Source organism: Arcobacter sp. CECT 8985, assembly GCF_004116495.1.
GTDB lineage: Bacteria > Campylobacterota > Campylobacteria > Campylobacterales > Arcobacteraceae > Malaciobacter.
In genome coordinates this window covers 1-1,269 of sequence record NZ_PDKC01000074.1, presented here as the reverse complement: position 1 = coordinate 1,269, position 1,269 = coordinate 1, and the positions used below count along the sequence as shown (strand labels likewise).

Annotated in this window: 1 pseudogene; it reads right to left on the bottom strand. The window is 31.4% G+C overall.

Annotated elements, in window-relative coordinates:
- Nucleotides 1-238: 238 nt before the first annotated feature.
- A pseudogene (locus CRU93_RS14420) lies at nucleotides 239-652 on the bottom strand (methyl-accepting chemotaxis protein); the annotation flags it as partial.
- Nucleotides 653-1,269: the final 617 nt, after the last annotated feature.

The following is a 1,269-nucleotide window of genomic DNA, read 5'->3' as shown; positions in this document are numbered from 1 at the left end:
CTTCTTTTGAAGCAGAAGAGTCAAAAGAGTCCTCATGAACTTCAATATCTTTAACTTTTACACTATCTTTTCCTAAGAACTCTTTCGCATTTGCATCTGATACTATCTCTTTTGCTATTGAATCTGTTTGCAATGCTATCTCATGTGTTTGTGTTGCTATTGATGCATTTTGTTGTGTTTGTTGATCTAAATGTGTTACTGCATCATTTATTTGTGTTATTCCACTCTCTTGTTCTTTACTTGCATTTGATATCTCTTGTATCATCTCATTTGATTCTTCAATATTCTCTAAGAGTTTATCATACCCTTCTATCATCTCTTGGCTTATTGTTTTACCTTCATTTGCTTTTACTGTTGCATTACCCACTAGTTCTTTTATCTCTTTTGCTGCTTGCGCACTTCTTCCTGCTAGGTTTCTTACTTCTTGGGCTACTACTGCAAACCCTTTCCCTGCTTCTCCTGCTGTTGCTGCTTCTACTGCTGCATTTAGTGAAAGGATATTTGTTTGGAATGCTATTTGATCTATTACTGTTATTGCTTCTTCTATTGAGTTTACTTGACTATTTATCTCTTCCATTGCTACTGTTGTTTTATTTGCCAACTCTTGCCCTGTTTTTGCTGATTTTATCAAATAATCTGCATTTGTACTCATCTTCTCTACATTCTCTGAGCTACTTACTATTGTACTTGTTATCTCTTCTAATGCTGCTGCAGTTTCTTCTAAACTTGCTGCTGCTTCATTTGAGCTTTTATTTAATATATCTACATTTGTTATTAAATTATCTGATGCTTTATCTAATGTCACTCCTATTGTCAATGACTCTTTTAGCAATCCTGATATCTCATCTGTTAGAAAGTTTACATTATTTATAAACTCTAACATATATCCTTCTACATTATTTGTTTGTACTTTATTTACAAATTTATAGTTACTAAACTCTTTTAATACTTTTGATACTGAATCCATATTTGTTTTTATATTTAACAACATCATATTTAATGCATCTTTTAATTGTACCAATTGTGGGTTACTTGCTTTTGTTGTTAGCTGTACATCTAGATGCCCTCTTTTTATCTCTTCTACTACTTCTAGTGCATCACTTACTGCTTTATTATCTAATTGTAAGCCTTCATTTATCTTTTTGATATTTTCATTTATTACTGTTGCCATTTGGGCAAATTCATCTTTACCTTTTATGCTCAATGGTTCAACACTTGAAACTTCTCTATTTATATATTTGAAAAATGTTAACAACCCTTTTTCAAATT